Raw genomic sequence first — 9,402 nt, 5'->3', positions numbered from 1 at the left:
GTCAAGGCCCGCGGCCACTTCCCCAACGAGCAGGCCGCCCTGAAATGCGTCTACATGGCGATCATGTCTCTCGACCCCACCGGCAAGGGACAGGCCCGCTGGACCATGCGCTGGAAGACCGCCCTGAACGCCTTCGACATCACCTTCGACGGCCGCCTGACGGCGGCCCGCCAGTAACCCCAACCACCCTGGTTACACCGCTCGTTTGACAGACCCGCCCGGCGCAAGGCGTTCGAGGACCTGGCCCGCATCCCGTGGAAGGGGCGCGAGCCGCGCGCCCGCCGCAAGGTGATGAAGGCGGCCATCGCCGACATGGAGCCGTACCGCCGCATCGTCGGGCCGGCGACGCGCCAGCGCGTTCGCTCCACCCTGCGCGCGGCTCTGAACTCCGCGATCGCGCAGCAGATGATCACCTTCAATCCGGCCGCGCACGTCGAACTGGAAGCGGGCAAGCGACCCAAGGCGCTCGTGTGGACCGAGGAACGGGTCCTGCACTGGCAGCGCACCGGCGAGAAGTCCTCGTCCGTCATGGTCTGGACGCCGGAGCACACCGGCCTCTTCCTCGACCACGCGGCGGACGACCGGCTGTACGCCCTGTTCCACCTGATCGCGTTCCGCGGGCTCCGGCGTGGGGAGGCGTGCGGGCAGAAGTGGACCGACACCCACCTGGACGCGGGTCTCCTCACCGTCGCCAAGCAGCTCGTTGTCGACGGCTGGGAGGTCTACGAGGACGAGCCCAAGACCGACGCGGGTGCGCGCACCATCGCCCTGGACGCGGACACGGTAGAGGTCCTGCGCCAGCACCGCGCTCGGCAGGATGAAGAGCGTGAAAAGTGGGGGACCGCCTGGGTGGAGACCGGACGCGTCTTCACGCGGGAGAACGGGGAACTGCTCCACCCCGCCAACGTCACCCGCCGCTTCATCGAGCTGTACGAGGAGATCGGCCTCCCGCCGGTCCGGCTCCACGATCTGCGCCACGGTGCGGCGACCCTCGCCCACGAGGCCGGTGCCGATCTGAAGGACATCCAGGAGATGCTCGGCCACTCCTCGATCACCATCACAGCGGACACGTACACGAGTCTGCTTCCCGAGGCGGATCTTGCGATCGCCGAGGCTGCGGCCCGTCTCGTCCCGCGTGCACGCGCCCCTCGCGCCGTGCCGGATGGTGCTGATCGGTTGGGGGATATTTCGGGGGCTGCCACCCCGTCCGCTCACGCAGCGCGCACGCAAACGGCCCCGGACGGGACGTCCGGGGCCGAGTAGGCCCCTTCCCTGAGGAAAAACCCCAGGTCAGGGCCATGCGTTTAGTGCCCCCGGCAGGATTCGAACCTGCGACACCCGCTTTAGGAGAGCGGTGCTCTATCCCCTGAGCTACGAAGGCGGGGCGTGCCGCTGTGGGCGGCGGTGACAACAGGTTAGCGGATCGGGGGCGGGGGTGGTGGGGGGCCCGGGGTGTGGGTCATGTCGGGGGGACGTGGACGAAGCGGCCCGCTACGCGGAGGTCTGCCTCGATGTCGCCCGCCGTCCGGGACAGCTCAGGGAGGATTTCCGTTTCGCAGGCCGCGGTCGTGCGGCGCGCGGCGTGCATGGCCACGTTCAGTGCTGCCACCACTGCGCCCGTGCGGTCGCGTACCGGGACCGCGACTGCGCGCAGGCCGGCCTCCAGTTCCTCGTCGACCAGGGCGTAGCCCCGCGCCCGGGTGTCGGGGGAGGCCAGCAGGACGCGGCCCAGTGCCGTCGACTGGGCCGGGAGGCGGGTGCCGAGTGTGACCCGGGCGCTCAGGACGTGGGGCGCGGAGGCCCGGGCCGTGTACTGGATCTCGTCGCCCGAGGCCGACAGGACGGCGAGGGACGTCGACTCGTGGACGCGGTCGGCGAGGGCGGTGAGGTGGGGCTGGGCGATCTCGGGGAGGGAGGTGCGGGAGAGGGGTGGGAAGCCGAGGGACAGGACCCGGGGGGTGAGGGTGAAGGTGGCGTCGGGGGCCGGGGTCACCAGGCCCGCGTGCGTGAGAGTGATCAGGGCCCTGCGTGCGGTGGCCCGGGCCAGGCCCGTCGCCTTGGCGACCTGGGTGAGGGTGAGCGCCGAGCGGCCCTCGCCGAAGGCGGTCAGTACCGTCAGGCCGCGGGCCAGGGACTCCACGAACTCCCGGCCCAGTTCCTGTTTCGACGCTCCCGTCCAGGTGGCCAGGCCAGCCCGGGGCGGGCCCGGGGCCGGGGGAGAGGAGGTGCGCAGGTCGTCCTCCATCGCCGTGACCGCCGCGCGCAGGCGGGGGAGCAGGGCCGTGCGCAGTTCCGGTGCCGTGTGGCGGCTGGTGTGGCTCACCACGCTCGCCACGCAGGCCAGTCGGCCGGTGCCCGGGTCCCGTACGGGGACCGAGACCGCCACCAGGCCCGGTTCGATCAGCTGGTCGTCCAGGGCGTAGTCGTCGGTCGCCGCGGCGGACGTACGGAGGGTGAAGTCCTCGTCCGGGGTGGGGTTTTGGCGGGGTGGTACGGCGGGGAAGGCGTGGTCCTGCGGGTCCGTGGTCCGGCGCTGCCGCCAGTGGTCCCAGTCGGGGGCCGTCCACTCCGTGGCGAAGAGGGGGCCGGGGGCCGTGCGTTCGGCCGGGAGCAGGTCGCCGATGCGGAAGCTCAGGGACATGGCGCGGCGGCGGGTGGCCTGGTGGATGAAGCGGATGCCGTCGCGGTCGCCGACCGCCAGCGACACGGACTCGTCGAGTTCGTCGGCCAGGGCGTCGGCGCGGGCGGAGAGCAGGTCGGGGAGGCGGAGGGCGGCGAGGTAGGCGTTGCCCAGTTCCATCAGGCGGGGGGCCAGGGTCACGTCGCGGCCGTCCAGGCGGACGTAGCCCATGCGGGCGAGGGTCCCGGTGAGGCGGTCGACCGTGGAGCGGGCCAGGCCGGTGGTCTTCTCCAGGGCGCTGAGGCTGAGGGTGCCGTCGCTCGCCTCGGTCAGCCGGCGGAGAACGGCGATGCCGCGCAGGAGGGGCGCGACTGCCTCGGCCGGTGCGACCGCTTCGGCCGGTGCGACCGCTTCGGCCGGGGTGACCGCCGCGGCCTGGGTGACGTGAGTGGTGTGGGCGGGCATCGACTCTCCGGTACGGCGATCACGGCGGGGCGCCCACGGTAGCCCGCCCGCCCCGTCACTTCCGAGTGACCCGTACCCGTACGTCTCCCGTCCCGTCTTTGCCCGTCACCTTGATCGTGACGCCCTTGCGCGGGTCCTTGAAGGTCTCGCCCTCGGTGAAGGCGGCGTCCGAGAGTTCGGCGTGGACGTTGGGGCTGCGGGTGCAGCCGCCGCTGTCGCGCCGGGAGTCGTAGACCCGTACCGGGCCCATCCCGGTGTCCACGTCCGCGTCGATCTTGTAGATCAGTACGCCGGGCCGGCACACCGTCTCGTCGTTGCCCTCGCGGGTGCGCAGTTCGACCGCGTAGCCGGACGTGCCGCTCAGCGGGAGGACGACCAGCTTGTCGCCGCCCTTGCGGGCCAGCGGGGTGAGTGTGTACTCGGTCGTCCCGGGCGCGGACGCGCAGTGCACCTGTGTGCGGTCGAGCCAGCCCAGCTTCCACTTGTGCCAGCCGAGGAGGTCGTTGTTGGCGCCCCAGTCCTCGCTCATGATGTCCCAGTGGCCGACGGCTCCGCCGCCCTCCTGGGTGTAGAGGTCGGGGAGGCCGAAGACGTGGCCGTTCTCGTGCGGGAGGACCCGGTAGCCCGTCTCGCCGTAGGAGCCGGAGCCGTCGTCCTGGCGGGAGTAGACGAAGGAGGCGTTGGCCACGGGGACGCCGTCGGCGACCGGGGCCTCCTGGTTCCCGGCGAAGGTCACGGACAGGACCGTGTCCAGGGCGGAGGGGCCCGCGTTCGGGGTGACCAGGACGTTCACGAGGTCGTACGAGCGGAAGTCGACCTTCGGGTCGGCCGCCGCGACCAGGTCCTGGACCAGTTTGCGGTAGCCGGGTTCGAAGGGGGCGCCGCGTTCTATGCCGTACTCCGCGAAGGACTTGGGCATCCGGAGCCAGTCCCGGATCGGGGTTTCGGGGCGGTAGTCGAGGCGGCCGTAGCTGCTGGTGCGGAACCATTCCTCGGTCTTCGGGAAGAACTCCGCGTACCGGTCGAGCGCCTTGCCCTCCCCGGGCGCGTCGGAGAAGTCGATCATCAGGGTGAGGGCGCGGACGGTGCCGGTCGAGCGGGCGTAGCCGGTGGAGGTGGGCACGCCCTCGGACATCTGGATCTCGGGGCCGCCGCTGATCATGCAGGGGCCGTGCGCGGCGGAGCGGGAGAGGGCGGCGGGGTTGGGGCCCGCGGTCGAGGTGCCGGGTGCGAGCCGGCCGGTGCCGGCCGAGGTGCTGAGCGCGAGGGTCAGGACGGCGACGGTCCCGGCCGCGGCCAGCCGGCGCGGGCGTATGCGGCGGCTCGGCGGCTGCACCTGCCCGTGCGGCTGCATGCGGACCTCCCCGTGCCACGGCAGCCGCCCGACACCGGCTGCGCCCATGGGCTCACCCTGTGCCGCCGGGTGGGCGGGCGCGCGCTGGAGAGGCCGATCGTGGGTTTCTCGCCGGTAGCCACCGACCGGGGGACAGCCCCCATTCCGGTGTGATCCAGGTCACGGGAAAGTTCTTCGGTGGCGGGAAATAACCGGGGATCGTTTCCCCGTTTAGACCTGTGTCCGAGCGAAACGGGGATTCCCTCCCCGGATCGCGAAACCAGTGGAGCCGCACACCAACCTCGCAGGCGCCACACACCTCACAGACCAAAGGAGTACGCCGTGCAGACCGCGATCCCCGACCAGCGCAAGGTGACCCGGCCCCGCGCCGATGCTCTGCGCAATCGGGAGCGCATCGTCGCCGCCGCCCGGGAGATGTTCGTCGAGCACGGCCCCGACGTGCCGCTCGACGACGTCGCCCGCCGGGCCGGCGTCGGCAACGCCACGGTGTACCGCAACTTCCCCGACCGCGACGCCCTCGTCCGCGAGGTCGTCTGCTCGGTCATGGACCGTACGGCACGGGCGGCCGAGCTGGCGCTCGAGGAGACCGGGGACGCGTTCGAGGCGCTGGAGCGCTTCGTGCACGCCTCCGCCGACGAGCGCATCAGCGCGCTGTGTCCCATGGTGTCCAGCACGTTCGACGAGCACCACCCCGACCTGGAAGCGGCGCGTGAACGGGTCGAACGGCTCGTCACCGAGGTCATGGACCGGGCGAAGGCGGCCGGTCAGCTCCGGGGCGACGTGGGCGTGGGCGACCTGATGATCGCCGCCGCCCAGCTCAGCCGGCCCCCGGCCGGTACAGGGTGCGTGAGCGCCGACCGGTTCGTCCATCGCCATCTGCAGCTGTTCCTGGACGGGCTGCGGGCTCCGGCCCGCTCCGCCCTGCCGGGCGCGGCCGTGACCCTGGAGGATCTGCGCCGGCCCTGCGACCAGTAGTTCCGCCACTTCCTCCGGTCGCGCCAGTCACGACCGTTCCAGCCGTTCCAGCCGTTCCACCCAAGACGTCGAGGTCTCACCGGCCACCTTGCCGGCAGCACCCGTCGTCGTGGTTCCAGACGTCCCTTTTCTCATCTTTTTCCGTCACGAAGTCCGAAGTGGGTATCCCCATGTCTCAATCAGCCGTCAAGGCCTCCGGCGTCACCGACGCCCCGGACGCCGGCCGCTGGAAAGCGCTGGTCTTCATCGCGCTCGCCCAGCTGATGGTGGTCCTCGACGCCACCATCGTGAACATCGCCCTGCCCTCCGCACAGCAGGACCTCGGCATCTCCGACGGCAACCGGCAGTGGGTCGTCACGGCCTACGCCCTCGCCTTCGGCGGTCTGCTGCTGTTCGGCGGCCGGATAGCCGACCTGTGGGGCCGCAAGCGCACCTTCGTCCTCGGTCTGGCCGGCTTCGCCGTCGCCTCCGCGCTCGGCGGCGCGGCCACCAACGAGGCGATGATGTTCGGCTCCCGCGCCCTCCAGGGCGTCTTCGGCGCCCTGCTCGCGCCCGCCGCGCTCTCCCTGCTCGCCGTGATGTTCACGGACGCCAAGGAGCGCGCCAAGGCCTTCGGCATCTACGGTGCGATCGCCGGTGGCGGTGGCGCCGTGGGTCTGATCCTCGGCGGTTTCCTCACCGAGTACCTGAACTGGCGCTGGACGTTCTTCGTCAACATCCCGTTCGCCATCGTCGCCGCGGCCGGCGCGTACCTGGTCATCCGTGAGCCGAAGGGCGGCCGCAACCGCTCGCCGCTCGACATCCCCGGCGTGATCCTGTCCACCCTCGGTCTGGTCGCGCTCGTCTACGGCTTCACCCGCGCCGAGTCCAACGGCTGGAGCGACGCCGTGACGGTCGGCATGTTCGTCGGCTCGGCCGTGCTGCTGCTGGCCTTCGTGCTCGTCGAGTCCCGGGTCAAGGCCCCGCTGCTGCCGCTGCGCGTGATCACCGAGCGCAACCGGGGCGGTATCTACCTCTCGCTGGGCCTGGCCATCATCGCGATGTTCGGCCTGTTCCTCTTCCTGACCTACTACCTGCAGATCGTGAAGGGCTACACGCCGGTGAAGACCGGCTTCGCGTTCCTGCCGATGATCGCGGGCATGATCACGGGCTCCACCCAGATCGGCGCCCGCCTGATGACCCGGGTCGCTCCCCGGCTGCTGATGGGCCCCGGCTTCCTGGTCGCGGCGGTCGGCATGCTGTTCCTGACCCAGCTGGAGGTCGACACCTCCTACGCCGGTGTGCTGCTGCCCGGCATGCTCCTGCTCGGCCTCGGCATGGGTACGGCGTTCATGCCGGCGATGTCCATGGCCACCATGGGCGTGGAGCCGCGGGACGCCGGTGTCGCCTCCGCGATGGTCAACACCTCGCAGCAGGTGGGCGGCGCGATCGGCACGGCCCTGCTGAACACGATCGCCGCCTCGGCGACCACGTCTTACATCGCCGACCACATCCAGGGCGCGTCCTCCCGGTCCCAGCAGCAGCTGGTCCAGCTGCAGGGCCAGGTACAGGGCTACACCAGCGCGATCTGGTTCGCCGTCGGCATCCTGGTCGTGGCGGCCGCGATCGCCCTGACCCTCGTCAACGCCGGGCGGCCGGGCGGTCCCGCCGTCACCGGTTCCGGTACGGCCGACGAGGCCGAGGACGAGCTGCGGGTGCCGGTCGTCGCCCACTGACGCCCACCCCGCCAACCCGCTCGGGCTCCTGTTCCACCCGTGCGCTCGGGGAGGGGACGCCCCGCTCGCACGGTTCCCCCGGACCTGCCCCGGCTGCCCGGCCGCGCGCTCAGCGCAGCCAGGGCAGGTCCGCACCCGCTTCGCTCGGCTGAAGTCCCTCGGCGACGATCCGCATGATCTCGCCGAGGGACTCCTGCTGTTCCGGGGTCAGCCGGTCGAAGACCGCCTGGCGTACGGCGTTCACATGGCCCGGTGCGGTGCGGCGCAGCACCTCGTGGCCCTCGTCCGTGAGGATGGCGAACTGGCCGCGCTTGTCGGAGGGGCAGTCCTCGCGGCGGACCCAGCCGTTCTTCTCCAGCCGGGCGACCGCGTGCGAGAGCCGGGAGCGGGTGATCTTCGCGTACTTGGCCAGCTCCGTCATCCGCAGCCGACGGCGCGGTGACTCGGCCAGCTTGACCAGCAGGCCGTAGTAGACGTGGGGCATGCCCGCGTCGCGCTGGAGCTGCCGGTCGAGGTGGTCCTCGAGGAGGGTGGCGGCCTCGATGTAGGAGCGCCAGACGAGCTGCTCCTCGGCGGTGAGCCATCGGGGTTCGTCGTTCATGCGTCCACTGTACGAGACGGTTCCTTGAATGTTAAACAAACAGGGGGTAGATTGACGGCACGTAAAGATTGAGAGTTCAAGTATTGGAGCACCCGCCATGACCACCGCCCTGCCGGAACGCATGCCCGCCCTCTACCTCAGTCACGGCGCCCCACCCCTCGCCGACGACCCCGTCTGGCCGGACGAGCTCGCCGCCTGGTCCGCCGGCCTGCCCCGCCCCAAGGCGATCCTCGTCGTCTCCGCCCACTGGGAGGAGGCCCCGCTCGCCCTCGGCGCCACCCGGACCGTCCCCCTGGTCTACGACTTCTGGGGCTTCCCGGAGCACTACTACCAGGTGCGCTACGAGGCCCCCGGCGCCCCCGCGCTCGCCGAGTCCGTACGCAAGCTGCTGCGCGCCCCCGGCACGCCGGTGCAGGACGTCCCCGACCGCGGCCTCGACCACGGCGCCTACGTGCCGCTGGTCGAGATGTACCCGGGCGCCGACATTCCGGTCCTCCAGGTCTCCATGCCGACCCTCGACCCGGCGCGGCTCATGGAGATCGGCCGCAGGCTCGCGCCGCTGCGCGACGAGGGCGTGCTGATCATCGGCTCCGGGTTCTTCACCCACAACCTGGCCGCGCTGCGCCAGGGCGGCATCCCCTCCTGGTCGGCGGAGTTCGACGACTGGGGGAAGCGCGCGCTGGAGGGCGGGGACGTGGACGGGCTGCTCGACTTCGCCCGCAAGTCCCCGGCGGGGCGGCTCGCCCATCCGCGCACCGAGCACTTCGCCCCGCTGTTCGTCACCATGGGTGCGGCGGACGCGGCCGGCGAGCTGGACCTGCGGCGGTCGGTGATCGACGGGTTCTGGATGGGGCTGGCCAAGCGCTCGGTGCAGTTCGGCTGAGCGCCGGGGCCGGCCGGTTGAGTGCCGGGGCCGGCCGGTTGAGTGCCGGGGCCGGCCGCGCGGGAGCGGTGAGGCTAGAGCGGCCTCTCGTACCAGGCCACGTCCCAGTACCGCCCGAACTTGCGGCCCACCTCCCGGTACGTGCCGACGTGCCGGAAGCCGAAGCGCGCGTACAGTCGCCCCGATGCCTCGTTGGGCTGGGCGACGGCCGCGTAGGCCCGGTGCAGGTCCTCGCCGGCCAGGGCGTCGAAGAGGGACGTGTAGAGGAGCGAGCCGATGCCGCGGCCGCCGGCCCCCGGGGCGACGTAGACGGTGGTCTCCACCGACGTCCCGTAGGCGGGTTTCGCGCGGAAGGGGCTGGATGTGGCGTACCCCAGAATCTCCTGTGAGTCCGCGTCCGCGGCAACCCTGAGCCGGTAAGGGCCGTCTTCAGGGTGGGAGGGCAGCCAAGGGCGGCGCTCTTCCGGGGTGAACGGCTCGGTGTCGAACGTGATGGGCGTCTCACGTACGAAGTGGTTGTAGAGGTCGGTGAGTGCCTTGAGATCCTCCTCGGCTCCCGGTCTGACCTGGACCTCGGCGGTTCCCGGCATCCTCGCCCCTCCTCGTGTGGCGGCACAGGGTACTGCATGATCAGAAAAATCGAGGGGCGGGTTGGGAATTCTGTCCGGATTCCAGTCGTTGTTTCCATCGGATGCAGGGCACCCGAGGAGAGTCCCGACAGGGACCGGAGACACCGGAGACAACCTCCGCAAGGCGCCCGAGCGTCCACAGGACCACCCGCTGAACCAC

7 protein-coding genes, 1 tRNA gene and 2 pseudogenes are annotated in these 9,402 nt (G+C 71.3%); 5 read left to right on the top strand and 5 right to left on the bottom strand.

Features of this window, described 5'->3' with window-relative positions; genetic code table 11:
• Both ACIQFU_RS24445 and xerC read left to right on the top strand, forming a co-directional pair.
• A pseudogene (locus tag ACIQFU_RS24445) lies at positions 1 to 177 on the top strand (IS256 family transposase); the annotation flags it as partial.
• 39 nt (positions 178 to 216) lie between these two features.
• Positions 217 to 1,263 (top strand): annotated as a pseudogene (gene xerC, locus ACIQFU_RS24440) (tyrosine recombinase XerC); the annotation flags it as partial.
• A 45-nt stretch (positions 1,264 to 1,308) separates the two neighbouring features.
• Here xerC and ACIQFU_RS24435 read toward each other — a convergent pair.
• The 3 genes from ACIQFU_RS24435 to ACIQFU_RS24425 all read right to left on the bottom strand — a co-directional run bounded on the left by ACIQFU_RS24435 (position 1,309) and on the right by ACIQFU_RS24425 (position 4,439).
• A tRNA-Arg gene (locus ACIQFU_RS24435) sits at positions 1,309 to 1,381 on the bottom strand.
• A 78-nt stretch (positions 1,382 to 1,459) separates the two neighbouring features.
• Positions 1,460 to 3,085, bottom strand: coding sequence for an IclR family transcriptional regulator C-terminal domain-containing protein (locus ACIQFU_RS24430; RefSeq protein WP_402554286.1), 1,626 nt, complete (start codon positions 3,083 to 3,085; stop codon positions 1,460 to 1,462).
• A 55-nt stretch (positions 3,086 to 3,140) separates the two neighbouring features.
• A complete protein-coding gene (locus ACIQFU_RS24425) occupies positions 3,141 to 4,439 on the bottom strand; it encodes a M6 family metalloprotease domain-containing protein (RefSeq protein WP_402554295.1) in 1,299 nt (432 codons plus the stop codon).
• Between the two features lie 321 nt (positions 4,440 to 4,760).
• Between ACIQFU_RS24425 and ACIQFU_RS24420 the strand changes: the two genes are divergently transcribed.
• On the top strand, positions 4,761 to 5,414 hold the full coding sequence (locus ACIQFU_RS24420; RefSeq protein WP_402554285.1) for a TetR/AcrR family transcriptional regulator: 654 nt from the start codon (positions 4,761 to 4,763) through the stop codon (positions 5,412 to 5,414).
• 170 nt (positions 5,415 to 5,584) lie between these two features.
• Complete coding sequence (locus tag ACIQFU_RS24415) at positions 5,585 to 7,129, top strand: MFS transporter (RefSeq protein WP_402554284.1); 1,545 nt, start codon at positions 5,585 to 5,587, stop codon at positions 7,127 to 7,129.
• A gap of 109 nt (positions 7,130 to 7,238) precedes the next feature.
• On the opposite strand, the gene ACIQFU_RS24410 is transcribed toward ACIQFU_RS24415, so the two are convergent.
• On the bottom strand, positions 7,239 to 7,730 hold the full coding sequence (locus ACIQFU_RS24410; RefSeq protein WP_402554283.1) for a MarR family winged helix-turn-helix transcriptional regulator: 492 nt from the start codon (positions 7,728 to 7,730) through the stop codon (positions 7,239 to 7,241).
• A 121-nt stretch (positions 7,731 to 7,851) separates the two neighbouring features.
• Between ACIQFU_RS24410 and ACIQFU_RS24405 the strand changes: the two genes are divergently transcribed.
• Positions 7,852 to 8,613 carry a dioxygenase gene (locus ACIQFU_RS24405; protein WP_402554294.1) on the top strand — a complete coding sequence of 254 codons (762 nt, stop codon included), beginning with the start codon at positions 7,852 to 7,854 and terminating at the stop codon, positions 8,611 to 8,613.
• 74 nt (positions 8,614 to 8,687) lie between these two features.
• Here ACIQFU_RS24405 and ACIQFU_RS24400 read toward each other — a convergent pair whose 3' ends face one another.
• Positions 8,688 to 9,203 carry a GNAT family N-acetyltransferase gene (locus ACIQFU_RS24400; RefSeq protein WP_402554282.1) on the bottom strand — a complete coding sequence of 172 codons (516 nt, stop codon included), beginning with the start codon at positions 9,201 to 9,203 and terminating at the stop codon, positions 8,688 to 8,690.
• Between the last annotated feature and the right edge of the window lie 199 nt (positions 9,204 to 9,402).

It is taken from the genome of Streptomyces sp. NPDC093065 (assembly GCF_044754585.1).
Taxonomy (GTDB): domain Bacteria; phylum Actinomycetota; class Actinomycetes; order Streptomycetales; family Streptomycetaceae; genus Streptomyces.
The sequence above is the reverse complement of the archived record's forward strand: the minus strand, read 5'-3'. Positions and strand labels throughout refer to the sequence as shown.